The following is a 25,798-nucleotide window of genomic DNA, read 5'->3' as shown; positions in this document are numbered from 1 at the left end:
TTAGCCTTTAGCCAATGCTTTGGCTTGGTCTACCCAACCTTCGCGCTCAATGCGACCCTTAAACGACAGCTTTTCATCGAATTCTGCGATGTCAGCTTCGCCCCAAGCGGCGATTTGTGCGAAAGTTGTCACGCCTGCTGCGTGCAATTTCTTTTCAAGAGCTGGACCAACACCTGACAATTCTTTCAAATCATCTGCGCCAGCGGCAGCTGGTGCGGCTGTTTCAGCTTTGGCTTTTTTCGGCGCTGCGGCTTTGGCAGGCGCTTTCTTTTCAGCTTTGGCTTTCTTAGGGGCTGCAGCTGCAGCACCTGCTGCGCCAGCGGCAGCAACAAAACCAGCACCGTTTACAGCGGCCATAACACCAGACTTGTCTGCGCCAGAGGCCAGAATATCCGTGATACGAACAACTGTCAGTTGCTGACGGTGGCCTTTTTTACGCTGAGAAGAGTGCTTACGACGACGCTTCACGTAGTTGATGACCTTAGGACCTTTGCCCTGCTCAAGGATTTCGGCTTGAACGCCGGCACCAGCAACAGTTGGCGTGCCCACAGTGGTTTTGTCACCACCGAGCATCAGAACTTCGTTGAATTGGACTGTTTCACCGGCTTCGCCTGCGATCTTTTCGATCTTGAGCACTTCGCCAGAGGCAACTTTGTACTGTTTGCCACCAGTTTTAACGACTGCGAACATCTGTTCGACCTTTTTCAGTTTCCGTATCCTGTGGCCACCTATCAGGTGTTTGTGGGGCAACCCGCCTCGGACAACGTGCTCTTCACAGAGCAATATTAAGAAAAGCGCGTGGAATCCCTTCCATCGCGCGGATGGGGCCTTATGTGGGCGAGACGCTTCCAAGTCAAGCAAGAAAGAAGGGAAAACCGACCTATTCCTGCAAAACACAAAATTAGGATACAATCGCCCACTACTCAGACCGCATCTGCCACCCTATCAAGAAACGATTAGGGCGTACGCGGGTTAATCCACCATGGCATGTGCCCATAAATCCGCATCAAGCCCATCAAACAAATCCTGCAAATGATCGACGTAATGTGTCCAGCTTTTGACGCTGGTATTGTAAATTTTCTCTCGGACTTGGTTAACGGAAGCAGTTCGCACGGCGCGTTTTGATTTGTGGAATTCCAAAACCTCGTCTTCCCACTCCAACCCTAAATAATCGAGCAATTTGCGGCTTTCGCCTTCTTGGTTTGCAATGAGGTCTTCGTAGCGAAGGTGATAAATGTCGCCTGGGAACTGTTCATCCCAGAAATTCATCAGCGATTTATAGCTGTTGGCAAACGCCGCCAATTCTTTTTGATCATAGGCATATTGGTGGGCATATGTGTCGAAGAAGTTCTTCCAAATCGAAAAGCACGTGTCGCGCGGATCGCGAACGGTATTGATTATTTTCGCATTGGGGAACGCGGTTTTGATCAAGCCTACGTACAAGAAATTTGCAGGCATTTTATCAACGGCACGGCGCTTTTGCGGGTCGGCCAAATCTAAAACGGAAAGATAATCTTGTGCAAATGCGGTTATTTGTGAGGGGGTCGCCGTGTCTTGCGCGGCAAGGATTGGCCCCCCCAGATCACGCACCGAGTTCAATTCACCTGCGCCAAACACTTTTGAATGGCTGGAAATGATCTGCTCGGCCAATGATGTTCCTGACCGCATGAGCCCCACAATGAAAATTGGGCGATCCGTGTCCAGTCCCGCGCTCTTAAACTTATCAGGTATTCCTTTTCCAAAGAACTTGCGCGCTTGTTCAAACTTCACGGCCTCCTCTTCTGGAAGGGGCGGCAGGATATCTTTGTACTGTGCATTGGCGGTGGTAAGCCATTTTTGCGAAACATCAAATTGCTTGGTTCTTTCAGCGTCGCTCGCCAAGGCAAAAGCCAAGCGAACTTTGTCGTGTGGATCGACGCTGTCATCTTGGGCCAAATGTGTCGCGCGGTCTCGCAAGGCAACACGGTCTTCGGGCGCAACCAATTCCAATGAAATTGCGATGGCTTCAGCATCTGTTTCAGATTTTTCCAAAACCGCGCGAAAGGCGGTAACTGCTTCATCTTTGCGTCCAAGTGCGTGCAGTTGGATTGCGCGGCGGCGCAACCAATCAAGGTTGTTTGGGTCCGTGGCAAGCAGCTCATCTGTCAACTTTAGCGATTCAGTAACATCCCCAAGGCTTGCATACACGTTGCTCAGGTTTTCTTTGGCGCCACTGTCTTGAGGGTTAATTTTTAATGCAGCCCGAAAATCCTCAACCGCTTTGGACAATTGGCCGATATTTTTGAAAACGTTGCCACGGCTGTTAAAGGCGTTTCCATAATTTGGCTGCAACGCAATGGCCTTGTCCAAATGCACCATACCGTCTTGGGCGTTTTCCAGTGCGGTTAACGCCAAACCAAGGTTGTGATGCGCTTCAGCATAATTCGGCTTTTTCGCGATTGCCTTGCGCAAGACTTCAACTGCTTCTTTTGGTTTGCCAATTTGGACCAGATACGACCCATAGTTTGACAATGCTTCAACAAAATTGGGATTAAGTTTGATTGCCCATTTAAACGCAGCCACTGCCGCCTTTTCATCGCCCACCATCCCACTGGCATAGCCAAGAATGTTGAACACGAATGGCTCATTTGGGAACCGTTCGGACAATTGTTTGGCGGCGGATTGTGCGGCGGGGAAATTGCCCGAATTTAGAATCTGTATCAGGGCCTGGGCATCGTTTTGGGTCATTTGCCCACTGCCACCACCCTGTTTTTCCAACCGAGCAAGCGCTTTTTTGGCTTTGGAATGTTTTGGCACTTTGGTCAGGATTTGACGGTACAACCCAATGGCACGGCCCGTGTCGCCTGCTTTCGCAGCTGCTTCGGCCAAATCCAAAACTTGCTTAATACCCGCCATATGCGCCTCGTTCCTTTATGCTTCGTTGCTTTTCGCAAGGCTGCCCTGCCCTGTCCAGCGGTTTTGCAACGCAGTAAGATCGCAATAGCCCAAACGCAAAAAGCCGCGACAACTGTCACGGCTTTTGTGCTTTTCCAAAACTGGAATATGGTACCCGAGGCCGGACTCGAACCGGCAAGCCTTGCGGCGGGGGATTTTGAATCCCCTGCGTCTACCAATTCCGCCACTCGGGCAACGCTCGGGTGATTTAGCGAGGCGTTCGCGCCCCGTCAACGCCCAAAATGCGCCTTCTTACAAATTCTCTGTATTGAAGGTGTCACATTGATCTATTCGGGCTGTGTTAAAACCGCGTTGGAACCATTTTTGCCGCTGCGCTGACGTTCCATGGGTAAACGTGTGCGGATTGGGCCGTTGGCCAGCATTGCGCTGCAATGTGTCGTCACCGATTTGCTTGGCCGCATTAATCGCCTCTTTCAAATCGCCACGTTCCAAAGTTTTCAAACGCTCTTGGGCATATCGCGCCCAAATTCCCGAATAACAATCCGCCTGCAATTCAATCATAACAGACACGCGGTTGCTGTCGGTTTGGGACATGCGCTGCCGTGCGCGGTTTGCCTGCCCCAATGTGCCAAGCTCGTTTTGAACATGGTGTGCAATTTCATGGGCCACAACATATGCCGCAGCAAAATCACCAGACGCGCCCAACTGGCGCGACATCGTGACAAAGAAATCCGTGTCCAAATACGCTTTCTTATCTGCGGGGCAATAAAACGGGCCAGATGCCCCGCTGGCCGCGCCGCAGGGCGATTGTGTGGACCCTTTGAACAGCACAAGCGTAGCAGGATTGTATCTGCGCCCAAGCTGGTTTTCGAAGATTTCGGTCCAAATGGTTTCTGTGTCAGCCAAGGTCACTGACACAAATTGGCCTGCCTGTTTGTCGGCTTCGGTAATTTCAACAGAACCACCGCCCGTGTTTTGGCCCCCAGCGATGTTGAGCAATGTCGCGGGGTCCACTCCCATGAAATACCCGATCGCCAAAACCGCAATCAGGCCAAAGCCCCCAATGCCACCAGCAGCTTTACCGCCGCCACCGCGTCTGCGTCGATCTTCGATATTGCGGCTGCCGCGTCGTCCTTGCCATTTCATGATGGTCCCCCAAACTGTGTCCGCGTTTAAGCTAAGCAGCCCTGCGACCATTCGCAAGGCTTGACGCAACACCGATCACGGGGCAAGACGGGAAGAAAAAGAGGCATCCGCAGTGCTACGCAGACTTTATGATTGGACCGTTTCGCTTGCCATGACCAAATGGGCCTTGGCGGCTTTGGCGATGATTTCCTTTGTGGAAAGCTCTTTCTTTCCAATCCCCCCAGATATCTTGATGATCCCGATGATCATCGCAGCCCCAACACGGGCCTTCCTGATCGCGTTTGTTTGCACGGTGTCATCCGTGGCAGGTGGCGCGTTTGGCTATTACATCGGGGCAGAATTGTTTGACACGCTGGGCCGCCCGATCCTTGATTTTTACCACAAACTCGACGCATTTGAGGAATTCAAAACCCGCTTTAACGAACAAGGTCATTGGGCTGTTTTGTTCGCTGGGATCACGCCATTTCCGTATAAGGTTATCACAATCACGTCTGGCGTGACCGAATTGCCATTTTGGAACTTCATGTTCTGGTCAATGATCGCACGCGGCTTTCGCTTTTTCGTGGTGGCGACTTTGTTGTGGTTCTTTGGTGCGCCGATCCGAGATTTCATTGAACGGCGGCTGGGTTTGGTGTTTACCGCGCTGGTTGTTTTACTGGTCGTCGGATTTGCAGCGGTGAAATACTTATGACACGTCAACGGTTTCTTCTTCTTGCGGCCCTTGGTTCCGCACTCATGCTCGCGGGGGCGTTTGGCTTTCAATACATCGGTGAATTGCCACCGTGTAAAATGTGCATCTGGCAACGCTGGCCCCACGGTGTGGCGGTACTAATCGGCTTGATTGGTGCGCTTGTCTATCATCGCGGCTTGGCGCTGTTGGGCGCATTGGCGGCCCTGACCACGGCGGTGATCGGGCTTTACCACGCGGGTGTGGAACAGGATTGGTGGGAAGGTCCATCAACCTGCACATCAGGATCCGTTGCTGACGTCCCTGTAAAGGATTTGCTAAAACAGATCCTAGAGGCCCCCATCGTACGCTGTGATGAAATCCCCTGGGATTTGTTTGGAATCTCCATGGCTGGATGGAACGCCATTATCTCTTTTGGACTGGTGGCGCTTTGGCTGTTGGCCGCGCGGCGTTAAGCCTCTAGTTCCGCATCCCAATACAGAAAATCCATCCAACTGTCGTGCAGATAGTTTGGTGGAAATTTGCGCCCTGCGTTCAACAACTGGTTGGCGCTTGGCTGATCGGGGGTCACCCGTAGGCTCATACCAGCCTGTTTCAAGGATCGTGCCCCTTTGCGCAAATTACACGGCCCACAAGATGCAACAACATTCTGCCATGTGGTTCGCCCCCCACGAGACCGCGGCACCACATGATCAAACGTCATGTCTCCTTGCGCCCCGCAATATTGGCAGGTGAATTCATCGCGCAAAAACAGGTTAAACCGTGTGAATGCCGTAGTGCGCGCGGGTTTCACATAATCCTTTAACACAATCACCGAAGGCATCCGAATTTCCACCGACGGGGAGCGAACCGATTCTTCGTATTCGGCCAGAATGGTCACACGATCCAAATAGGCGGCTTTGACCGCGTCCTGCCATTTCCACACGGACAACGGGAAATAGCTCAGCGGGCGAAAATCCGCGTTCAAGACCAATGCTGGATTGTCTTTCAGACCTGCGGGGTTTCGGATAAAATCTTGCGTAAATTCAGAAGTCATAGTCGTAAAGCGTCCCTGCCCTGTAATCGCTGTTAAGCCTCAGAGCGGGGCATCCCGCCCTTACACTTACGAAAACTATATATAGATGCTGTCTTGGAACAACCCTCTATATTCAGAGCTTAGGTTGGAACGAATTTACGCTTCTTCGCTGGTGTCTTCTTCGATTGCGTATTTCGCAAACAACGACCCCTGCCCCATAAAGAACAGAAACACCGCCGCCGTTAGACCAAAGGTTTTAAAGTTGACCCATGCATCCGTTGACATCAATCGCCACACAGCTTCGTTCGCGATGGCAAGGGCAAAGAAAAACGCACAAGCCCGCTGTGTCAGGATCATCCACCCTTCGGCTTTTAGCGGAATAACTTCTTCCATTACTGCGCGCAGATAGGATTTACCCTGCAACAGGCCGATCCCCAGAATGCCACCAAACAAAACGTAAATGATTGTCGGTTTCATCTTAAAGAACCGATCATCGTTAAACCAAATGGACATGCCGCCAAAAACAACAACCAGCACGGCAGTGACCAATTGCATACGCGAGAGCTTTCCCGTCAGCTTCCACAGGATGCCTGTGGACAGCAACAGCACAGGAATAAAGGCAGCGGTCGCCACGATAAACCCGTCATAAGTGCTGCCATAAATCTCGAACTCGCGATCTTTGATCCGCGTGTAGGCAATGAAAAACAGCACCACTGGCCCCAATTCGAGCCCCATTTTCAATGCTGGACTGACCTTCTTTTCGCTCATGCTACCCTGCCTTTGATATTCAGCCGCCAAACTCTACCAAAATGGCGCCCCCTGCAATGGCAACCATCAGGCCTGCGCGCAAAAAACCCACTTTTTCGCGCAGAAACAGCCAACCGATCAACGCGGCGAACACAACGGAGGTTTCCCGAAGCACCGCCACCTCGCCGACTTTGTCCAATCGCGTGGCAAACATGATGGCGCCAAAGCTGGCAAAGGCCACCAATCCGCCAATAATGCCACGGCTCGCCATGGCCGAAACAGCAGGTTTCACGGCCATGGCGCGATATTTCAGAACGGAAATTGGCGGGAATAAAACGCCTTCTAGCAGGAACAGCCAAAAGATGAATGTAAACGGGTTCACCGTGGCCCGTACCCCGTAAGCATCCCAAGTGGTATAAGCCGCAACGCCAAATCCCGTTAGCACCGCATAAAACAAAGCCACCCACATGGTGGCACGGTCCATTTTGTTTTGGGCCAAATTCACACCCGCCAGCGCAAAAATTGCAAATGACAGGCAAATGACGCCAAACCACTGTACGACATTGTAGTTTTCACCAAATACGAACCCAACCGCAATGACTGTAATCAGGGGGCCCATTCCCCGAACTATGGGATAAACAACAGTGTAGTCTCCTCGTTCATAGGCCATGGCCTGCGCGAGTTTATAAAGGAAATGAATCACCATCGCGCCAATCAACAACGGCCACAAATGCGGTTCGGGCCAAGGCACAAGGAACAGCACAATCGGAATGGACATCAAACTGTAACTAACGTCGATGGACCCGCGCGTGATCCAGGGATCAAGGCTGCCTTTTTGCAAGGCCCCAAAGACCGCGTGCAAAACCGCAGCCATGATCGCCAATCCAAACGCAAGCATGCGGCCCGCATCTGTTCCCTCAAGTGATAGAACCCATTCGCTTATCACGAGCGCCGTCACGCCCCAACTTACTCCGCGCCTGTAAGGGCTTTGGCAAATTCTTCGGGGTCAAATGGGGCCAGATCGTCGATCTGTTCACCAAGCCCAATGGCATGAATAGGCAGGCCAAATTTATCAGCCAAGGCCACCAAAACACCACCCTTTGCAGTGCCATCAAGTTTGGTCATGACCAAACCAGACACATCGGAAATCTTCTGGAACACTTCCACTTGGCTCAGCGCATTTTGGCCCGTTGTCGCATCCAAAACCAACAATGTGTTGTGCGGTGCATCGGGGTCCTTCTTACGGATAACACGTACGATTTTGGCCAATTCTTCCATCAAATCTTGGCGGTTCTGCAATCGTCCAGCGGTGTCGATCATCAACAAATCTGCACCTTCAGCCTCTGCCTTGGTCATGGCGTCAAATGCCAGCGATGCGGGATCAGAGCCTTCGGGTGCGGTCAGCACAGGCACGCCCGCACGGTCGCCCCAGACCTGCAATTGTTCCACGGCAGCGGCGCGGAACGTGTCACCAGCTGCGATGACCACAGATTTCCCAGCGGCCTTGAACTGGCTGGCCAGTTTGCCGATGGTCGTCGTTTTACCCGACCCGTTGACCCCAACCACCAACACAACTTGCGGGCGTTTTTGATAGAGCGGCATGGGTTTGGCCACAGGTTCCATAATGCGAGCCACTTCGTCCGCCAACAGCCCCTTCAATTCGGCGGTAGATAGCTTTTTACCCATCCGCCCTTCGGCCAGATTGGCAGACACGCGCAGGGCCGTATCAACGCCCATATCCGCGGTGATTAGCAAATCCTCGATGCTTTCAAGCATCGCATCATCAAGCGCGCGGCGCACAACGGTTTTTTGTTCTTTGCGGCCGAACAAACGCCCAAACAGACCAGATTTTGGCTCTGCAGGCGCGGCTTCTACCGTTTCTTCTAATGCAGCGCGGGCTGCTTCTGCGGCTTTTTCCGCTTCTTCTCGCGCGACCGCAGCCAATCGGTTTTCTTCCTCTAGGCGGGCTTCTTCTGCCGCATCGCGTTCCTGTTGCGCTTTTAAATCAGCTGCAGCTTGGGCCTCGGCTGCAAGACGAGCCTCTTCTGCTGCCTTTTGCACTGCGGCGGCTTGAGCCTCTTCTTCGCGGCGCACGGCTTCGGCGGCTTCGCGTTCAGCGGCCAATCGAGCTGCTTCTGCGGCGCGATCACGTTCTGCTTGTTCTGCGGCGCGGGCTTGTTCAGCGGCGGCGTCTTTGGCGGCTTGGGCTGCTGCAGCGGCCTCGGCTGCGGCAGCCTCTGCGGCGCGAGCGGCCTCTGCATCTGCGGCTTCTTGCGCAGCGGCAGCGGCGGCCAAACGATCGGCCTCCGCCTGCGCGGCTTTTTCTTCAGCTTCCAATCGCGCACGCTCAGCTGCAGCAGCTTCTTCCTCGGCTTCTCGTTGTGCTTCTGCTTCAGCAGCCAAACGCGCTTCTTCGGCAACGCGGGCCGCTTCGGCTTCGGCCTGTGCCTGTTCTTCTGCGGCCTGTGCCGCATCAAGTGCGTCCTGCGCGGCCTGTGCTTCGTCGGCGGCCTGTTGTTCTGCATCAAGGCGTGCGCGCTCGGCGGCTTCTGCGTCTTCGGCCAGTCGTGCTTCTTTAGCGGCCAACGCAACCTGCGCGACGGCTTCTTCTTCGGCTGCAATCGCGGCGGCATCTTCGTCTGATTGCGCTTGGGCCTCTGCCTCTGTGGGTTGATCGACCACAACCTCTTCGACGTCTGTTTCGCCTCCGTCTTCGACAATGGCATCCAGCCCCTCTTCGATTTTCGAAGACGACTTGAACAAACGATCTTTGAGTTTTTTGAAGAAAGACATGGGCGTCCTGCTGCTGAAATAGGCGTTTCTTTCACCTAACCCTCTGGTGCGGTGTTTCCAAGTCCGATTTTCACGCGACCTTACACTGAAAAACCGCTACACCGTGCAAATGCGTTCCTTGTTTGCCCTTTTGTGTCTCAGCATGCCTGCATTTGCAGAGCCGCCAGATCGCATGTGCAGTGCCGGGCAATGGGGCCATCCTGTGTGCATTCGCACCGATTTTTATGCGTTTGACACCTGCCAAGCCTTGCGTGATGTGTCGCGCACCCACGGGCTGAACGCCGATTTCTTCACCCGTTTGATCTGGCAAGAAAGCCGATTTGATCCAAACGCGTTGTCCCCAGCTGGCGCCGAGGGGATTGCACAGTTTATGCCCCAAACCGCCAAACTGCGTGGGCTGAACGCGGCTTACAACCCTGCCCTCGCGCTCGATCATTCGGCGCAATATCTGGCAGAGTTGGTGGATCGGTTCGGGAATCTGGGCCTCGCCGCTGTGGCATACAATGGTGGGGAAACACGGGCGACAAATTTCATCGCAAAAACAGGCGGGTTGGCGCAGGAAACCGTGGATTACGTTGAAATAATTACAGGACAAAGCGCCCTTGATTGGCGTGATGCCCCGCCAAAGAACCTGAACCTCTCACTTGATAAAACCACATCGTTTATGCCCGCCTGTTTGGCATTAGCGAAAGATAGGCAACTTTCAAAAATAAAGTCACTGCGACCAAAACCGAAACTGCCCCCATGGGGCGTGCAAATGGCGACAGGTTCGAGCGTGGATAAGGCCAAATCCATGTACACACGAAACGCCCGTGCCTGTCGCAGTGTGATAAAATCGCGAAAACCCGATTACATTAAGAAATCTCCACAAGTAGCTGGTCGCAAACCTTATTATGTTGCGCGTCTGGGTGAAAAATCTCGCGGTGCGGCGCAAAAACTGTGTAATCGTTTGCGCAAATTCAATTGCGTCTGCGTGGTCTTTAAAAATTAGCATTTGATAAAATAGTTGCGAATTGACCTTAGGTCATGCACCCGCTGTTCATTTTTTGGGCGTAGCCTGATCCCATGTCCGACTATCCCGCCTATTCCCGTCCCGAACGGATTGCCGATGGGTCCGTTCATATCTTGGGATGCACCGCCGCGATTATCAGCGCGGGTTTGTTGTTTGGCCTGTCTTTTGGACATACCTCTGGCCCGATGATCACGGCCATCGCCATCTACTGCGCCACTTTGATTGCGACCTTTGCCGCCTCGGCGCTCTACCACTTTACGCCGTGGGAAAACCGCCGCCCGATGCTGCGACGCATTGATCATGCTGCGATTTACCTCAAGATTGCGGGCACTTACACGCCATTGGTCCTGTTTATTGGCAGTATGACCAGCTTTCTGGTGCTTACTTTGGTTTGGGTGTTGGCGGTCTATGGCATAATCCAAAAACTGTTTTTCTGGCATACCCCCGGCAAATACGGCCCTGCCCTGTATTTGTTCATGGGTTGGCTCAGCTTGCCGCTGTTGTGGTCCCTCACCCCGATATTGCCTTGGCTGTCGTCTGGGCTGATCGCGGCGGGTGGTTTGCTCTACACGGGGGGTGTGATTTTCTTTAACTGGGAAAAACTGAAATTTTCGCTGGCAATCTGGCATGGCTTCGTTTTTGCCGCCTCTGCCTGTTTTTTCGCAGCGATTGCCGTCGGCATCTACAACATCCCCTTATAAAAAAGGGGCGCAAATCGCGCCCCAAATCGTAATAACGATTGTGATGACGGTTAAATCATCGCCATGCCACCATTCACGTGCAGCGTTTGCCCCGTGATATAGCTGGCTTCATCAGATGACAAATACGCCACCGCGGATGCGATTTCATCTGATGCGCCCATGCGACCCATGGGGATTGCACCAAGCATGCCATCCTTAACCGCATCTGGCAGTTCAGCCGTCATTGCCGTTTCAATGAACCCAGGTGCCACACAGTTCGCCGTGATCCCACGCGTAGCGATTTCTTGGGCGTAGGATTTCGTCATCCCGATCATCCCAGCTTTTGACGCGGCATAGTTCACCTGCCCCGCGTTCCCTGTCACACCAACGATGGATGTGATGTTGATGATGCGGCCAAATTTTTGCTTCATCATTGGGCGCATCACAGATTTCATCAGGCGCATGGTAGATGTCAGGTTCACGTCAATCACGTCCTGCCATTCTTCGTCTTTCATACGCATGAAAATGTTGTCGCGCGTGATGCCTGCGTTGTTCACAAGGATATGCAAACCGCCCATGGCCTCAGACGCTTGACCAGCCAATGCAGAAACAGCCTCTGCATCGCCCAAATTACACGGTGTCACGTGGGCGCGATCGCCCAGATCAGCCGCCAGCGCATTCAGCGGATCAACCCGCGTGCCAGACAGCGCCACGGTCGCGCCTTGCGCGTGCAGTGCCTTGGCAATAGAGCCACCGATCCCCCCTGAAGCACCCGTCACCAGCGCACATTTTCCTGTTAAATCAAACATATGTCTTATCCAATCTTTTCTGCTGCGGCTTTCACACCGTCTGGGTCATTAACGGCGGTACAGGCCAATGCGCGATCAATGCGGCGGATCATACCTGACAGGGCTTTGCCTGCGCCAATTTCATACACTTCGGTCACGCCTTGGGCTGCGGCCCAACCCATGCTTTCACGCCAGCGCACAGACCCTGTGACCTGTTCCACCAACAAACCTTTGATCGCTTCGGCATCTGTTACCGCTTCGGCCCGTACATTTGCGATCAAAGGCACGGAGGGAGCGCTTACATTCACATCTGCCAGTGCTTGAGCCATGCGATCCGCAGCGGGCTGCATCAAGGCACAGTGGAATGGCGCAGACACAGGCAAAATAACCGCCCGTTTTGCGCCTTTGTCCTTGGCAATTTCTACCGCGCGTTCCACGGCAGCTTTGTGACCAGACACAACCACTTGCCCCGGATCATTGTCGTTGGCGGCTTGGCAGACTTCGCCCTGTGCCGCCTCTTCTGCTACGGCTTGCGCCCCTTCAAAATCAAGGCCCAGCAGTGCGGCCATCGCGCCGACACCCACGGGAACCGCGGCTTGCATGGCTTCGCCGCGAATGCGCAGCAAACGCGCGGTGTCTGCCAGCGAGATAGAACCCGCCGCACAAAGAGCGGAATATTCGCCAAGGCTATGACCTGCCACATAATCCGCTGCTGAAACCTCCACCCCTTCGGCTTTGAGCGCGGCCATGGCAGCCATGGATGTTGCCATCAATGCAGGTTGCGCGTTTTGTGTCAGCGTCAGATCGGCAATGTCGCCGTCCCAGATCAATCCTGACAGGCTTTCGCCCAATGCGTCGTCAACTTCTTGAAAAACCGCCTTTGCGGCGGGATAGGCATCAGCAAGCGCCTGCCCCATTCCGATTGTTTGTGCGCCTTGCCCTGGAAATACAAATGCCCGTGTCATGACTGTCCTCTTGGTTAATGTCCCTGCGATTTATGCGGGTGATGGAAAGGATGCAAGTTTCTTGGCGCATTCGCAACCAGTTCGCGCAGTTTGAATTGCGTCATGGGATAGGACTGCTAGGATGATCGCATTAAACAGATAGTAGGAATGCCATGACATCGCGCAACACCGCCACCCATTACGGCAGCATCACCAAAACCTTCCACTGGCTTACAGCGTTGTTGATCTTCACTGCTTTTGCTCTTGGCTTGTATGGAACACGTGGCATTGATTTCAGCACCGAGGCTGGCGTCAGCCAAGCCGCTTTTGTGTTCTCGATGCACAAAACCGTTGGGATTACTGCTTTCTTTGTGGCCGTTCTGCGGATTTTGTGGGCACTGACGAACACCAAACCCGGCCTTCTAAACGCTGATCATAAGTTAGAAGCAGCCTTGGCAGAAATCGTTCACTGGCTCTTGTATATCTCGCTCGTCATCGTGCCGTTGTCAGGTTGGTTGCACCACGCTGCGGATACTGGGTTTGCCCCGATTTACTGGCCCTTTGGGGACTCTTTGCCGTTTGTACCAAAATCCGAGGCTGTCTCTGCCTTTTTCTCAGGCTGGCATTTTGTCTTTACCAAAGTGCTCGCGCTGTCGATCTTTTTGCATATCGCAGGCGCAATCAAACACCATGTGATCGACAAAGACGCCACACTGCGCCGTATGTTGCCAGGTACACCGTCCCTGCCCGCAGGCATTGACACGCATCACCCCAAAGGCCCAGTTTTTGCGGCGATTGTTATTTATCTTGTGGCAATGGGCGCAGGCTCTGCCATCGGATTGCAAGCCAAACACAGCGAGACCGAAGCCGCCGAATTGGCCGAAGTCAGCAGCGATTGGCAGGTTCAATCTGGCACATTGGGTCTGACGGTTAAGCAATTCGGCTCTGACGTGTCTGGTACGTTTAAGGATTGGACCGCCGAGATTTCTTACGATGAGGCCAGTCAAACAGGCGATTTGGTTGTCACCGTTTCTATCGGTTCGCTCGATTTGGGTGGGGTCACGGCACAGGCTTTGGGGGCGGATTACCTGAATGCTGCGATGTTTGGAACGGCCACCTATACCGCGACGATTGCGCCAACGGATACGGGGCATCTGGCAACGGGCACGCTGAACCTGCACGGCGTTGACGCGCCGCTTGATCTGCCGTTCACGCTGTCCATTACAGACGGCATTGCGACCGCCTCTGGCAGCACCGAAATCGACCGTCGCACCCACAAGATTGGCGAGGTGCAGCCCACTGAAAACAACCTCGGCTTTGGTGTTTCAGTCAGCTTTGAACTCACGGCCAGTCAGGCAGAATAAACGACACAAAAAAGGGCGCCAATCGGCGCCCTTTTCGAATTGATCAAAGGTGGCTTATTCAGCTGCAGCCGCCTCGATTGAGATTTTAACCTCTACTTCGTCGCTCACGGCTGGTGCGAATGCGCCCAAGCCAAAGTCAGAACGCAACAAAGTTGTTGTTGCATCAAAGCCCAACCATGCTTTGTTGGCCATTGGGTGTGTGTCTGCTTTGTTCAGAACCGCATCAAGCGCCACAGATTTTGTCACACCGTTCAAGCTCAGATCCCCTGTGATTACAGCAGTTTTGTCGCCTGTCACTTCGATACCAGTGGATGTGAAAGACACAACCTCATCACCCTTGGCATCAAAAAAGTCTGGGGACATGAAATGGCCTGTGCGTGCTTCCCAGCCTGTGAACATAGAGCTCAGTGGCATGGATACAGACACAGAGGACGCCGCTGGATCAGCTTCGTCGAACATGATTTCACCAGCAAAACCAGAGAACATGCCCCATGTGGTGGAAAACCCGATGTGGTCATAAGAAAAAAGGATTTGGCTGTGGCTGGAATCCAGCGTGTATTTTGCTGGCTCTGCGATAGCGCCTGTTCCAACAAGTGCGAGGGCAGCGGCGAATAAAGTGGTTTTCATAAGGGGACCTCCATGTCCAAAAGATTATCGTCAAAGGTGTAACAGTAATTTAAATAGCCTCAACAGATGCGAGATCAAAATTCTGTGTTCCATATTTCGCAACGAATAGGACAATGGTTCGCACCATAGCGCGAAATTCGCATTCGTGCGCACTTCTTCTTGCATTCCCCCGCGCCTCTGCTAAACCCCACAAATCTTGTGCATCTTCTCTTTCACGCGGATGCCTCTCGTACCGGGGCGCACAAGGATAAACCCGGTTTTGAAGCACGCTTACATATGGTGATAAAATGGCGCTCTACGAGCACACATTTATTGCGCGTCAGGATCTTTCCAACGCGCAAGCCGAAAGCCTCATTGAGCATTTCGGCGCCGTTCTGACAGACAACGGTGGTAAAGTTGTCGAGAACGAATACTGGGGTCTGAAAACAATGGCCTATAAGATCAACAAAAACCGCAAAGGCCACTATGCCTTCTTGCGCACAGACGCTCCTGCGCCTGCTGTCGCCGAGATGGAACGCCTGATGCGTTTGCACGAAGACGTTATGCGCGTTCTGACCATCAAAGTTGATGAGCACGAAGAAGGCCCGTCTGTTGTAATTCAAGCCAAAAACTCCCGCGACGAACGTCGCCGCGAACGTTAAGAAAGGACGCTAAATCATGGCTAACAAACCATTTTTCCGCCGTCGTAAATCTTGTCCGTTCTCTGGCGATAACGCGCCAAAGATCGACTACAAAGATACGAAATTGCTGCAACGCTACATCTCTGAGCGCGGCAAAATCGTTCCATCTCGTATCACCGCAGTCTCTGCAAAGAAACAACGCGAGCTGGCCAAAGCCATCAAACGCGCACGTTTCTTGGCACTTCTGCCCTACGCTGTGAAGTAAGGAGTACACTCATGGATGTTATCCTTCTCGAACGCGTCGCAAAGCTCGGTCAAATGGGCGATGTGGTTTCTGTAAAGCAAGGTTACGCACGTAACTTCCTGCTGCCCCAAGGCAAAGCGCTGCGCGCCACCAAAGGCAACATGGAAAGCTTTGAAAACCGCAAAGCACAGCTTGAAGCTCAGAACCTTGAGACCAAGAAAGAAGCCGAAGCAGTGGCTGCAAAACTCGACGGACAACAGTTTGTTGTGATTCGCTCCGCCTCTGATGCTGGTTCTTTGTACGGCTCCGTTTCCAACCGCGATGCCGCTGATGCAGCGACAGAAGCTGGTTTCTCTGTAGATAAGAAACAGATGATCTTGGAAGCGCCAATCAAAGAGCTGGGCGTTCACAACATGATCGTACGTCTCCACCCAGAAGTGGAATGCACAGTAGAGATCAACGTTGCACGCTCCCAAGAAGAAGCAGAACTGCAAGCCTCTGGTAAGTCTATCCAAGAGCTGGCAGCCGAAGCGGAAGCAGAAGCAGAATTCGAAATCGCTGAATTGTTCGACGATATCGGTTCCGCTGCGCTCGACGATCTGGAAGAGGCTGTTCCGTCTTCTGACGAAGACGAAGCCCCTGCTGAAGACAGCGAAGAGCCAAAAGCTTAAGTCTCTGTCATTATCTAAAATTCAAAGGCCCGCTGATCCGTCAGCGGGCCTTTTGAGTCTGGGTGTTTTTATCGGCAAATTCTGGCGCGCGTTGCCGATTGCGTAAAATTTGTGAACCATTCCTTCATATTCTGCGTAGACTAACTAAGTGATACCGAGACAGTCACAGTTTCATCACGAAGACGTTAGAGCACTATACTCGAATAATTTTCTCGATAAGGTGTTTATAAATTGCAAGCGTTAAGACAGGCTTGGCGCAGTTTGAAGGAGCAACACAATGAAATTTTTACCTTTGGTAACGGCAACAATGGTCAGCCTTTCCGTCGCAAGCGGTGCATTTGCAGCGGGCGATGGCGGCGGTTCTTCTAAGGCTTCAAAAAAGAAGTGCGAGAAAAAGGGCCTTGTGTACGACAAAAAGACCAAAAAATGTGTCGAAGCATCCCGAGGCATGTTTGACGATGATTTCATTTACGTGAATGCCCGTGCGATGGCCTATGATGGTCAGTTTCAGCACGCGATTAACCTTCTTCAATTGGCCGAGAACCAAGACGACCCACGGGTTCTAAACTATCTTGGCTTTGCTAACCGCAAATTGGGCCGCACGGCGATTGCGATGGAATATTACGCTCGCGCATTGGCGATTGACCCAGATTACATCCTTGCACGCTCTTACATGGGCCAAGGCCTTGTTGCTGATGGCGATATGGCAGGTGCCAAAGCACAGCTGGCCGAAATTCGCGACCGCGGTCACGCGGACAGCTGGGCCTATGTGATGCTGGAAAATGCAATCCAAACAACTGTCACCTACTAATTTTACGTGACATTCCAATCAGATGCGGCCACCTTTACGGTGGCCGTATTTTTGTGAGGATCCTATGAAACCAGATATGGATGACAGCCTGAACGTCTTGGGTGAGGTCTTGAAGCCCTGTTCTACTGATCCTGTCACAGGGTTCTTTCGCGATGGCTGCTGCAACACGGGTCCGATGGATCACGGCAAACATACCGTATGTTGCCTGCTAACCGATGATTTCCTCGCGTTTTCAAAGTCTGTCGGCAACGATCTGTCCACACCACGCCCCGAATACGGTTTTGCTGGTTTAAAGGCAGGGGATCGGTGGTGTTTATGTGCGGATCGCTGGGCGCAAGCCGATGCAAACGGCGCCGCGCCCCATGTGGTTTTAGAAAGCACACACATCAATACGCTGGACACCATCCCCTTTGAAATTCTGCGGGCTAAAGCGCTCGATATGAATTGAATCTGGCCTTATGTGGCCAAAACTCTGGCCCTATACACTGGTCCCCGTTTTCCGCTTTGGTCCATGTTAGAAAAATGGCGAGGAATCACTCCCGCCCCTTCCTCTGACAACTGAAAGGTGCCTGCAATGGACTCGATGACCACCAATGACATTCAAGAAATCGTTGAAAATGACCGCGCCCACGTGTGGCACCACCTGATCCAACACAAACCGTTTGAAACCGTTGATCCGCGTATCATCGTCGAAGGCAAAGGCAACCGTGTTTGGGACCAGAAAGGCAAAGAGCATTTGGATGCTGTGTCTGGTGGCGTCTGGACCGTAAATGTGGGCTATGGCCGCGAACGTATTGCGGATGCAGTGCGGGATCAGCTGGTTAAAATGAACTATTTTGCGCAAACAGCGGGATCAATCCCAGGCGCAATTTTTTCCAAAATGCTGACAGACAAAATGCCGGGCCTGTCCCGCGTCTATTACGCAAACTCTGGGTCCGAAGCGAACGAAAAAGCCTTCAAAATGGTGCGCCAGTTGTCCCACAACAAACACGGCGGCAAGAAAAACAAAATCCTCTTCCGCGAGCGTGATTATCACGGCACAACAATCGCAACCCTGTCCGCTGGCGGTCAGCCAGAGCGTAACGCACAATACGGCCCGTTCACTCCAGGCTTCGTGCAGGTTCCACACTGCCTCGAATACCGCAACCAACACGGTGTATCCGCCGAACAGTACGGCGCGGCCTGTGTGAAAGCGACCGAAGAAGTTATCCTGCGCGAAGGCCCAGATACAATCGGTGCGATCTGTCTTGAGCCGATCACCGCAGGTGGCGGCGTCATCGTTCCGCCAAAGGGGTATTGGGAAGGCATCCAAGAGCTGTGTAAAAAGTACGAAATCCTACTGCATATCGACGAAGTTGTGTGTGGCGTGGGCCGTACAGGCACATGGTTTGGCTATCAGCACTACGGCATCAAGCCTGACTTCGTGACAATGGCGAAAGGCGTGGCCTCTGGTTATGCTGCGATCTCTTGCTGTGTGACAACAGAAGCCGTGTTTGAACAGTTCAAAGACAACGCTGACGATCCAATGTCCTACTTCCGCGATGTGTCCACATTCGGCGGCTGCGCAGCCGGCCCTGCGGCAGCGATCGAAAACATGAAGATCATCGAAGAAGAGAACCTTCTGCAGAACACCATCGACATGGGCGAATACTGCCTTGGTAAATTGGGTGAGCTGATGGACAAGCACACAAATATCGGCGAAGTGCGCGGCAAAGGTCTGTTCCTTGGTGCCGAGCTGGTCAAAGACCGCGACACAAAAGAAGCGGCAGACGAGAAAATGGTCGCAGCCGTGGTTGCCAACTGTATGGCCCAAGGCGTGATCATCGGTATGACCAACCGCTCATTGCCAGGCTTGAACAACACACTGTGCTTGTCCCCTGCGTTGATCTCCACGAAAGACGATATCGACGAAATCACAGGCGCAATGGACAAGGCGTTGACAGAGGTGTTTGGCTAAACCAGCCCGTCGCAAAATTACAAAAGGCCGCAGACTTCTCTGCGGCCTTTTTGATTCTAGAAATCAAACGCCCCTTGTGACGGCGCTGTGGGTGTTTCATTGGTCTGTTTCGGCTTCTTTTGCGCCGCTGGTTTTGCTGATGCAGGTTTTGCTTTCACAGGCTTCGCTTCCACCGCTGTCAGTCCTGCTGGGGCCGCTGCGACACTATCTAAATGTGTTTCTGCCCAGCCAATCATCGCTTGCATAATGGGCACCAAACTCCGCCCCTTGTCGGTGATTTCATATTCAAACCGTTTGGGCCGTTCTTGGTATTGGATTTTGATCGCATAGCCCCCCTCGACCAGCTTGACCAAACGGTTGGACAATAGGTTCGTGGGCAAAGGTTCGGCACTTTCCAGAAAACCACTGAATTTGCGTGGGCCACTCAACAGATCACGCAGGATAAGAAACGTCCATTTATCCCCCCATTCATCCAGAAAACACGACAACGGGCAATCAGAACGGCGGGTATTGGGCATGAGGTATCTTCACGAAAAAGGGTGGCTTTATTTTCAAAAGCCACCCTATCGTCCTGCTTTCAGAAACGAAAGCAAGTATTTGCGTTTAAACGGTTATTAGCCGCCAAATGTGTTCAACAGCAGGAACACCATTCCTGACAGAACCGCCGCCGCAGGCACGGTGATAACCCATGCCGCAATGATGGTCATAAAGTGGGAACGACGAACGAGCTTGCGGTGCTTGCGCTTCTTCTTTTCAGATTTCGCCGCTTCTGCTGCAACAACCTGTTCCACGTAAGATTTGTTGGTTGTGACACGCCAGTGCGCCTCGCGGAAGAAACCAACACCAAACACGGCGCCAACAGCGATATGTGTGGAGCTCACAGGCAGGCCGAGCCAGCTGGCCACAATCACTGTGATCGCCGCAGACAGGGCCACACAATACGCGCGCAGCGGGTTCAGTTTGGTGATTTGCTGACCAACCATGCGGATCAGTTTCGGGCCAAACAACAACAGACCGAAGGACAGGCCAAAGGCCCCCACAACCATAACCCAGATCGGAATGGACACTTTGGCAAGCACGTCCCCTGCTTCAGCCGTATGAACGATGGCGGCCAAGGGGCCAACCGCGTTTGCCACGTCGTTTGCACCATGTGCAAATGACAACAGCGCAGCGGAAAAGATCATTGGGATCGTAAACAGCCCGCGGACTGTTTCTTTGGTGTTGGCTTTGCCTTCGGATTGTTTTTTGATCATTGGGCGGGTCACGAAATAGAACAACGCCGCCATGCCCAAACCAATCAGAATGGCGGTTTGTAGATCAATTTTGATGATCTTCTTTACGCCTTTCACCGCCAAATAGGCCGAAAACGCACCCGCCATGATGGCGATCAAAACAGGAACCCAACGACGCGCAGCCGCGATTTTGTCTTGTTGATCGGCCACACGCGATTTGATGAACCACAGGAACAACGCTGCGATCAGACCGCCAAGCATTGGTGAAATCACCCAGCTGGCCGCGATTTTACCCATTGTGGGCCAGTTCACAGCGGCAAAACCGGCTGCTGCGATCCCTGCCCCCATTACACCACCAACAACAGAGTGTGTGGTGGACACGGGTGCGCCAATCCATGTGGCCAGGTTCACCCAAACCGCTGATGCAATCAACGCGGCCATCATGGCCCAGATGAACACCCGTGGTTCACCAACAGCTGCAGGATCAATAATGCCTTTGGAAATGGTTCCAACCACGTCACCGCCTGCCAAAAGCGCGCCTGCACTTTCAAACACAGCCGCAATCAACAACGCGCCCCCCATAGACAGCGCACCAGCACCAACCGCAGGACCAACATTGTTGGCCACATCGTTCGCGCCAATGTTCAAGGCCATATACGCGCCAAGACCAGCAGCAATTGCGATGATAAAGCCCTGACCTGCAAAGCCAAATACGCTTGCGGCGGCCAATACGGCGATCAGAATAAACAGCCCAGCCAAAGCAGGGGCAACCAGTGGGCGCCGAATGGCCGTATTCGCATTTTCCAGATAAACGCGGCTTTTAAGGTCGCGATCGAGCGCCTTATTTGGGCGAGGGTTCTTTGACATGGCAGTGTCTCCAACACAGGACCGGGACTGCCCAGTCACAAAAATTTAACGGTGATTCCCGTCTTCGCGAGTGCTATATGAAATCTTTGTAACAGTCATGTAACGAACTTTAATCAAGTTACGCTTTTTTCGGAATTATTGTTCGTTTGTATCGTTGTCTGGGTCGTCTTTGCCCACGCCTTTGAACACAAACTTAAACGGCAACGCCCAAGCGATGCCCAAGAACACGTAAATCAGCAGTTCCACAAGAATTGGAAAGCGCGGCAAAGCCGTCATGATCGTCACCGCAATGATGCAATAAATCGGCAACCAAATCAAAAGCAGCACCAAAGACCAGCGCCGCCGCGCCTTATAGGAAAGAGCCATGATCTAATCCTTAATCCGCAAACGGGTCGGTTACCAAAATGGTGTCTTCCCGCTCTGGTGATGTGGAAACAAGTGCAACCGGGCAATCAATCAATTCTTCAACGCGACGAATGTATTTGATCGCAGCAGCAGGCAAATCGGCCCAAGAGCGCGCCCCTTCTGTGCTTTCTGACCAACCTGGCATCTCTTCGTAAATCGGCGTGCAACGGGCCTGCTCATCCGCCGCCGTTGGCAGGTAATCCAAACGTTTACCGTCCAATTCGTAGGCCACACAGATTTTCAACGTTTCAAATCCATCCAAAACGTCAAGTTTGGTCAGACAAATCCCCGTAATCCCAGATGTGGCACAGGTCTGGCGCAACAATGCCGCGTCAAACCACCCACAACGGCGCTTACGTCCCGTGGTCGTGCCAAACTCATGGCCCCGCTCCCCCAATCGCTGCCCGTCATCGTCGTGCAGTTCAGATGGAAAAGGCCCCTCACCCACGCGGGTGGTGTAGGCCTTAACAATGCCAAGCACATAATCAATTGCCGTTGGGCCAAGGCCCACGCCTGTGGCCGCCTGCCCTGCGATCACGTTGGACGAGGTCACAAATGGATAGGTTCCAAAGTCGATATCAAGAAGCGCCCCTTGCGCCCCTTCAAACAAAATGCGTTTGCCCGCTTTGCGCTTTTCCGCCAGCACTTTCCAAACAGGGGCTGCAAATGGCAAAATCTTCGGCGCGATCTCACGTAATTGGGCGATGAGTGCATCGCGGTCAATCTCGTCAAAGCCGAGCCCTTTGCGCAATGGGTTGTGATGTTGCAACGCACGATCAACACGCGCTTCCAACGTGGCATCATCGGCCAAATCTGCCACGCGGATCGAACGACGGCCAACTTTGTCTTCATAGGCTGGGCCAATGCCGCGGCCCGTGGTCCCGATTTTGGTCCCCTTGCTGGCCGCTTCTTCACGCACGCGGTCCAATTCCCCGTGAATCGGCAGGATCAGCGGCGTGTTTTCCGCAATCATCAACGTTTCAGGAGTAATCTTTACGCCTTGGGCTTCAATCGTGCCGATCTCTTTGATCAAATGCCATGGGTCCAAAACGACACCATTGCCAATCACCGACAGTTTGCCACCGCGTACAACACCAGATGGCAACGCGTGAAGTTTATAGACTTCCCCATCAATCACCAACGTATGGCCCGCGTTATGGCCCCCTTGGAATCGCGCAATTACATCTGCACGCTCGGACAACCAATCAACGATTTTGCCCTTTCCTTCGTCGCCCCATTGCGCGCCCACAACAACTACATTGGCCATATCAATCGTCCCGTGATGTTCAAAAACCCTGCCCCGTATAGCGATGCAATGGGCGGGCCGAAACACCTAAATCGCCGCAGTTGGCGTAGATCACTTTAAACTTGGGCCGAAGTTCCCCAAATAGCCTTGAATCGCCCACTTCCCATTAGACAACCCTGTTACAATCCGCTATTCACCCGCCCATACCGCTTCTCGCGGATCACAGGCCTTACGATAAAGAACCGCACACATGTCAAATATCATCCTTGTTATCCTGCTCATTCTGGCGCTTTGCTTGATTGTGACTGTCCTTTTGCAACGCTCTGAAGGGGGCGGTTTGGGCATTGGCGGCGGCGGTGGAAACGGCACGGGCGGCCGACCCCCTGCGACCCCTGTTGCAAAGCTGACATGGTTCTTTGGCGCGGGCTTCATGGTGGCCTGTTTGGCGCTGACCATCGTGTCTTCGCGCGATGCTGCAAATGATTCCCTGCTGTCTGGCGATTTGACCGCACCAACTGCGGCGACAGATGATGCAACCGACTCTCCGTTGGGTGGCAACCTTCTGCCTCCAACCGCAGAAGACGAGCCAACAACACCGCCGACCGCGGAAGACTAAAACGCCCCTTGGGCGCACCACATACATCCAATCGGGCCTGATTTGGCCCGATTGGATTTTTGCCCCCTAGACCTTGGGGACCATTCAAAATTCTCTACCATATTCTGCGGTTCTGGGTTGCACCTATCCCCCGAATCCCATTATCCTTAAATCCCGTGGACATGGTCACGTGCAGCTCTTCTGCCGACTGTAGCGGACTTCCATAAGCAACAAAAAGAACACGGGGAGCAGCCCACGATGGCGCGTTATATCTTTATTACTGGTGGTGTGGTTTCGAGCCTTGGCAAAGGGCTCGCGTCAGCGGCGCTTGGGGCTTTGTTGCAGGCCCGCGGCTATTCTGTGCGTTTGCGCAAACTTGACCCTTACCTCAATGTTGACCCTGGTACGATGTCGCCGTTTGAACATGGAGAAGTGTTTGTCACAGATGATGGGGCTGAAACCGATCTCGACCTTGGACACTACGAACGTTTCACAGGCGTTGCAGGGCGTGGCACCGACACGGTGTCTTCAGGTCGCATCTACACCAATGTTCTCGAAAAAGAACGCCGTGGCGATTATCTGGGAAAAACCATTCAGGTGGTTCCTCATGTGACCAATGAAATCAAAGATTTCTTGCGCATCGGCGATGATGAAGTGGATTTCATGCTATGTGAAATCGGCGGCACAGTGGGGGACATCGAAGGTCTGCCCTTCTTTGAAGCCATTCGCCAATTTGCCCATGAACGCCCGCGCGGCGAATGTATCTTTATGCACCTCACGCTCCTGCCCTATCTGAACGCGTCGGGTGAATTGAAAACCAAACCAACTCAGCACAGCGTGAAAGAACTGCAATCCATCGGCATCGCGCCTGATGTGCTGGTCTGCCGCTCTGAACATCCGATTCCTGTGAAAGAGCGCGAAAAGCTCGCCCTGTTCTGTAACGTGCGCCCTGAAAGCGTGATCGCCGCTTATGATCTGCCGTCCATCTATGACGCGCCGCTGGCCTATCACAAAGAAGGTCTTGATCAGGCGGTTCTGGACGCTTTTGGCATCAAACCAGCGCCAAAGCCAAAATTGGCCACATGGGAAGACGTATCCGACCGTGTTCACAACCCCGATGGCGAGGTCAAAGTGGCCATCGTGGGCAAATACACCCAGCTTGAGGACGCTTATAAATCCATTGCCGAGGCTCTGACCCACGGTGGAATGTCAAACCGCGTCAAAGTGAAGGTCGAATGGGTCGATGCTGAACTCTTTGAACGCGAAGACCCAGCACCCTATCTCGAAGGTTTCAACGCCATCCTCGTTCCAGGTGGCTTTGGCGAACGCGGCACAGAGGGCAAAATCAAAGCCGCCCAATTTGCCCGCGAACACAAAGTCCCCTACCTTGGTATCTGCCTTGGCATGCAAATGGCCGTAATCGAAGCAGCCCGCAATCTGGCAGGTGTCAGCGATGCAGGGTCCGAAGAATTCGACCATGAAGCTGGCAAAAAACGCTTTACGCCTGTGGTGTATCACCTGAAAGAATGGGTCGAAGGCAATCGCACCATCAAACGCGAAGAAACCGACGACAAGGGCGGCACCATGCGCCTCGGGGCCTATAACGCGACCTTGACCGAAGGCAGTCAAGTGGCTGAAATCTATGGTTCAACCTCCATTTCAGAACGCCACCGCCACCGCTACGAAGTGGACATCAAATACCGCGAAGATTTGGAAGCCAAGGGTTTGAAATTCTCCGGCATGAGCCCAGATGGCCGCCTACCCGAAATCGTAGAGGTCCCAGACCATCCTTGGTACATCGGTGTGCAATTCCACCCCGAACTCAAATCCAAACCGTTTGAGCCGCATCCGCTGTTTCGCGAATTTGTAAAAGCCGCGGTGGAGCAAAGCCGCCTCGTTTAATCTAACATGGCCCCTGATCCAATCAGGGGCCCTTCTCCCACTCCATAGGTTAAACCCATGTTCCAAGCCCTCATCGACCTCTTCTCAACACCCAATGCCCGTGCGGACCTTCAGCCGGAGGACGCGCGCGCGGCGCTTGCCACGCTTCTTGTGCGCATTGCCCGCGCGGATGATCATTACGAAGCGGCGGAACAACGCATGATCACCGAAGTTTTGAAAACCCGCTACGTGCTATCGGATGCAGATGCGCAGCAGCTGAAATCGGATGCAGAAACGCTCGAAGAACAAGCGCCTGACACCGTGCGGTTCACTAAAATTGTCAAAGAAGCTGTGCCCTACGAGGATCGCTCAGGCGTGGTTGAAGCCTTATGGCGTGTGGCACTCGCTGACGGAACACGCGATCACGAAGAAGACGGATTCATCCGCCTCATCGTCAATCTGCTCGGCGTGAACGACCGCGACAGCGGCCTCGCCCGCCAAAAAGTCGTTGCGCAACTCGAACAGGGCTAAACCGCCCTGCTCTTCTTTTGGCCAAAAATATCTCGGGGT

Annotated in this window: 28 protein-coding genes and 1 tRNA gene; 14 read left to right on the top strand and 15 right to left on the bottom strand. The window is 53.1% G+C overall.

Annotation, left to right across the window (positions count from 1 at the left end; all coding sequences use genetic code 11):
* The 4 genes from QBD29_RS09190 to QBD29_RS09175 all read right to left on the bottom strand — a co-directional run bounded on the left by QBD29_RS09190 (position 1) and on the right by QBD29_RS09175 (position 4,041).
* The gene (locus QBD29_RS09190) at positions 1-690 is read right to left on the bottom strand and encodes a 50S ribosomal protein L21 (protein WP_280097793.1); all 690 of its coding nucleotides are present in this window, start codon (positions 688-690) and stop codon (positions 1-3) included.
* Positions 691-972: 282 nt separating this feature from the next.
* Positions 973-2,895 (bottom strand): tetratricopeptide repeat-containing sulfotransferase family protein, encoded by a 1,923-nt coding sequence (locus QBD29_RS09185; RefSeq protein WP_280097792.1) that lies wholly within the window; start codon positions 2,893-2,895, stop codon positions 973-975.
* A gap of 148 nt (positions 2,896-3,043) precedes the next feature.
* A tRNA-Leu gene (locus QBD29_RS09180) sits at positions 3,044-3,128 on the bottom strand.
* A 58-nt stretch (positions 3,129-3,186) separates the two neighbouring features.
* Complete coding sequence (locus tag QBD29_RS09175) at positions 3,187-4,041, bottom strand: neutral zinc metallopeptidase (RefSeq protein ID WP_280097791.1); 855 nt, start codon at positions 4,039-4,041, stop codon at positions 3,187-3,189.
* Between the two features lie 112 nt (positions 4,042-4,153).
* Here QBD29_RS09175 and QBD29_RS09170 point away from each other — a divergent pair, with 112 nt between their 5' ends.
* Together QBD29_RS09170 and QBD29_RS09165 are read left to right on the top strand one after the other, a co-directional pair.
* Positions 4,154-4,732 (top strand): YqaA family protein, encoded by a 579-nt coding sequence (locus tag QBD29_RS09170; protein ID WP_280097790.1) that lies wholly within the window; start codon positions 4,154-4,156, stop codon positions 4,730-4,732.
* Entirely contained in the window at positions 4,729-5,184 is a 456-nt protein-coding gene (locus QBD29_RS09165; RefSeq protein WP_280097789.1) for a disulfide bond formation protein B, read from the top strand. Before QBD29_RS09170 ends, QBD29_RS09165 begins: the two co-directional genes overlap by 4 nt.
* Here QBD29_RS09165 and QBD29_RS09160 read toward each other — a convergent pair.
* The 4 genes from QBD29_RS09160 to ftsY form a co-directional block, all read right to left on the bottom strand.
* Positions 5,181-5,765 carry an HNH endonuclease gene (locus tag QBD29_RS09160; RefSeq protein ID WP_280097788.1) on the bottom strand — a complete coding sequence of 195 codons (585 nt, stop codon included), beginning with the start codon at positions 5,763-5,765 and terminating at the stop codon, positions 5,181-5,183. The genes QBD29_RS09165 and QBD29_RS09160 overlap by 4 nt on opposite strands.
* A 135-nt stretch (positions 5,766-5,900) precedes the next feature.
* Entirely contained in the window at positions 5,901-6,512 is a 612-nt protein-coding gene (locus tag QBD29_RS09155; RefSeq protein ID WP_280097787.1) for an inner membrane-spanning protein YciB, read from the bottom strand.
* A gap of 19 nt (positions 6,513-6,531) precedes the next feature.
* Positions 6,532-7,434, bottom strand: a complete 903-nt coding sequence (locus QBD29_RS09150; RefSeq protein WP_280100947.1) for an EamA family transporter — start codon at positions 7,432-7,434, stop codon at positions 6,532-6,534.
* Between the two features lie 23 nt (positions 7,435-7,457).
* On the bottom strand, positions 7,458-8,828 hold the full coding sequence (gene ftsY / locus QBD29_RS09145; protein ID WP_280100946.1) for a signal recognition particle-docking protein FtsY: 1,371 nt from the start codon (positions 8,826-8,828) through the stop codon (positions 7,458-7,460).
* A gap of 598 nt (positions 8,829-9,426) precedes the next feature.
* On the opposite strand from ftsY, the gene QBD29_RS09140 reads away from it, so the two are divergent.
* Positions 9,427-10,275: a lytic transglycosylase domain-containing protein gene (locus tag QBD29_RS09140; RefSeq protein WP_280097786.1), complete on the top strand. Its 849-nt coding sequence runs from the start codon at positions 9,427-9,429 to the stop codon at positions 10,273-10,275.
* Positions 10,276-10,349: 74 nt separating this feature from the next.
* On the top strand, positions 10,350-10,997 hold the full coding sequence (locus QBD29_RS09135) for a hemolysin III family protein (RefSeq protein WP_280097785.1): 648 nt from the start codon (positions 10,350-10,352) through the stop codon (positions 10,995-10,997).
* Between the two features lie 50 nt (positions 10,998-11,047).
* Here QBD29_RS09135 and fabG read toward each other — a convergent pair whose 3' ends face one another.
* Together fabG and fabD are read right to left on the bottom strand one after the other, a co-directional pair.
* Positions 11,048-11,785 (bottom strand): 3-oxoacyl-[acyl-carrier-protein] reductase, encoded by a 738-nt coding sequence (gene fabG / locus QBD29_RS09130; RefSeq protein ID WP_280097784.1) that lies wholly within the window; start codon positions 11,783-11,785, stop codon positions 11,048-11,050.
* 5 nt (positions 11,786-11,790) lie between these two features.
* Positions 11,791-12,729 (bottom strand): ACP S-malonyltransferase, encoded by a 939-nt coding sequence (gene fabD / locus QBD29_RS09125; protein WP_280097783.1) that lies wholly within the window; start codon positions 12,727-12,729, stop codon positions 11,791-11,793.
* 152 nt (positions 12,730-12,881) lie between these two features.
* On the opposite strand from fabD, the gene QBD29_RS09120 reads away from it, so the two are divergent.
* Positions 12,882-14,072 carry a cytochrome b/b6 domain-containing protein gene (locus QBD29_RS09120; protein WP_280097782.1) on the top strand — a complete coding sequence of 397 codons (1,191 nt, stop codon included), beginning with the start codon at positions 12,882-12,884 and terminating at the stop codon, positions 14,070-14,072.
* A 54-nt stretch (positions 14,073-14,126) separates the two neighbouring features.
* Here the strand turns inward: QBD29_RS09120 and QBD29_RS09115 are convergent, their stop codons facing one another.
* A complete protein-coding gene (locus QBD29_RS09115) occupies positions 14,127-14,699 on the bottom strand; it encodes a YceI family protein (RefSeq protein WP_280097781.1) in 573 nt (190 codons plus the stop codon).
* A gap of 287 nt (positions 14,700-14,986) precedes the next feature.
* Here QBD29_RS09115 and rpsF point away from each other — a divergent pair, with 287 nt between their 5' ends.
* The 6 genes from rpsF to QBD29_RS09085 all read left to right on the top strand — a co-directional run bounded on the left by rpsF (position 14,987) and on the right by QBD29_RS09085 (position 19,002).
* A complete protein-coding gene (rpsF, locus tag QBD29_RS09110) occupies positions 14,987-15,340 on the top strand; it encodes a 30S ribosomal protein S6 (protein WP_280097780.1) in 354 nt (117 codons plus the stop codon).
* Positions 15,341-15,356: 16 nt separating this feature from the next.
* Positions 15,357-15,584: a 30S ribosomal protein S18 gene (rpsR, locus tag QBD29_RS09105; RefSeq protein WP_069299854.1), complete on the top strand. Its 228-nt coding sequence runs from the start codon at positions 15,357-15,359 to the stop codon at positions 15,582-15,584.
* Positions 15,585-15,595: 11 nt separating this feature from the next.
* Positions 15,596-16,234: a 50S ribosomal protein L9 gene (gene rplI, locus QBD29_RS09100; RefSeq protein ID WP_280097779.1), complete on the top strand. Its 639-nt coding sequence runs from the start codon at positions 15,596-15,598 to the stop codon at positions 16,232-16,234.
* Positions 16,235-16,511: 277 nt separating this feature from the next.
* The gene (locus tag QBD29_RS09095) at positions 16,512-17,045 is read left to right on the top strand and encodes a tetratricopeptide repeat protein (protein ID WP_280097778.1); all 534 of its coding nucleotides are present in this window, start codon (positions 16,512-16,514) and stop codon (positions 17,043-17,045) included.
* A gap of 64 nt (positions 17,046-17,109) precedes the next feature.
* A complete protein-coding gene (locus QBD29_RS09090; protein WP_280097777.1) occupies positions 17,110-17,493 on the top strand; it encodes a DUF2237 domain-containing protein in 384 nt (127 codons plus the stop codon).
* Positions 17,494-17,619: 126 nt separating this feature from the next.
* Positions 17,620-19,002 carry an aminotransferase class III-fold pyridoxal phosphate-dependent enzyme gene (locus tag QBD29_RS09085; protein WP_280097776.1) on the top strand — a complete coding sequence of 461 codons (1,383 nt, stop codon included), beginning with the start codon at positions 17,620-17,622 and terminating at the stop codon, positions 19,000-19,002.
* Between the two features lie 56 nt (positions 19,003-19,058).
* On the opposite strand, the gene QBD29_RS09080 is transcribed toward QBD29_RS09085, so the two are convergent.
* From QBD29_RS09080 to QBD29_RS09065, 4 genes are all read right to left on the bottom strand, one after another.
* Complete coding sequence (locus QBD29_RS09080; RefSeq protein WP_280097775.1) at positions 19,059-19,520, bottom strand: helix-turn-helix domain-containing protein; 462 nt, start codon at positions 19,518-19,520, stop codon at positions 19,059-19,061.
* A gap of 96 nt (positions 19,521-19,616) precedes the next feature.
* The gene (locus QBD29_RS09075) at positions 19,617-21,101 is read right to left on the bottom strand and encodes an inorganic phosphate transporter (protein WP_280097774.1); all 1,485 of its coding nucleotides are present in this window, start codon (positions 21,099-21,101) and stop codon (positions 19,617-19,619) included.
* A 135-nt stretch (positions 21,102-21,236) separates the two neighbouring features.
* Positions 21,237-21,467 (bottom strand): DUF2842 domain-containing protein, encoded by a 231-nt coding sequence (locus QBD29_RS09070; protein WP_280097773.1) that lies wholly within the window; start codon positions 21,465-21,467, stop codon positions 21,237-21,239.
* Positions 21,468-21,477: 10 nt separating this feature from the next.
* Positions 21,478-22,773, bottom strand: coding sequence for an adenylosuccinate synthase (locus tag QBD29_RS09065; protein ID WP_280097772.1), 1,296 nt, complete (start codon positions 22,771-22,773; stop codon positions 21,478-21,480).
* A 229-nt stretch (positions 22,774-23,002) separates the two neighbouring features.
* On the opposite strand from QBD29_RS09065, the gene secG reads away from it, so the two are divergent.
* The 3 genes from secG to QBD29_RS09050 all read left to right on the top strand — a co-directional run bounded on the left by secG (position 23,003) and on the right by QBD29_RS09050 (position 25,759).
* A complete protein-coding gene (gene secG, locus QBD29_RS09060; protein ID WP_280097771.1) occupies positions 23,003-23,368 on the top strand; it encodes a preprotein translocase subunit SecG in 366 nt (121 codons plus the stop codon).
* 237 nt (positions 23,369-23,605) lie between these two features.
* Complete coding sequence (locus tag QBD29_RS09055; protein ID WP_280097770.1) at positions 23,606-25,249, top strand: CTP synthase; 1,644 nt, start codon at positions 23,606-23,608, stop codon at positions 25,247-25,249.
* Between the two features lie 57 nt (positions 25,250-25,306).
* The gene (locus QBD29_RS09050) at positions 25,307-25,759 is read left to right on the top strand and encodes a TerB family tellurite resistance protein (protein WP_280097769.1); all 453 of its coding nucleotides are present in this window, start codon (positions 25,307-25,309) and stop codon (positions 25,757-25,759) included.
* The last annotated feature ends 39 nt before the right edge of the window (positions 25,760-25,798 follow it).

Source organism: Amylibacter sp. IMCC11727 (genome assembly GCF_029854195.1).
Lineage (GTDB): Bacteria > Pseudomonadota > Alphaproteobacteria > Rhodobacterales > Rhodobacteraceae > Amylibacter.
The sequence above is the reverse complement of the archived record's forward strand: the minus strand, read 5'-3'. Positions and strand labels throughout refer to the sequence as shown.